Source organism: Paratractidigestivibacter sp., from assembly GCF_052362415.1.
Taxonomy (GTDB): domain Bacteria; phylum Actinomycetota; class Coriobacteriia; order Coriobacteriales; family Atopobiaceae; genus Paratractidigestivibacter.
Window position 1 is genome coordinate 1 of the sequence record NZ_DAWEMK010000098.1, and the last position, 355, is coordinate 355.

Below are 355 nucleotides of genomic sequence, written 5' to 3' on the forward strand. Positions count from 1 at the left end.
CCACGACGGCCTGATCTACCGCGGCAAGCGCATCGTCAACTGGTGCCCCAACTGCTGCACCGCCATCTCCGACGACGAGGCCGAGTACCATGACGAGAAGGGCCACCTCTGGTTCCTTCGCTACCCGCTCGTGGAGCCTGTCGACGGCGTCGAGTACGTGACCGTGGCCACCACCCGCCCCGAGACCATGCTCGGCGACACCGGCATCGCGGTCTCGCCTTCCGACGAGTCCAAGGCCAAGCTCGTGGGCGCCAAGGTCATGCTGCCCATCGTCAACCGCGAGATCCCGATCTTCTCCGACTGGCACGTCGATGCCAACTTCGGCACCGGCTTCGTCAAGGTCACGCCGGCGCAC

The 355-nt window shown here is 66.2% G+C and carries 1 protein-coding gene; it reads left to right on the plus strand.

Annotated elements, in window-relative coordinates; genetic code table 11:
• On the plus strand, positions 1-355 hold a 355-nt coding region (locus ACT84W_RS08700), incomplete at both ends, for a class I tRNA ligase family protein (protein WP_444328927.1).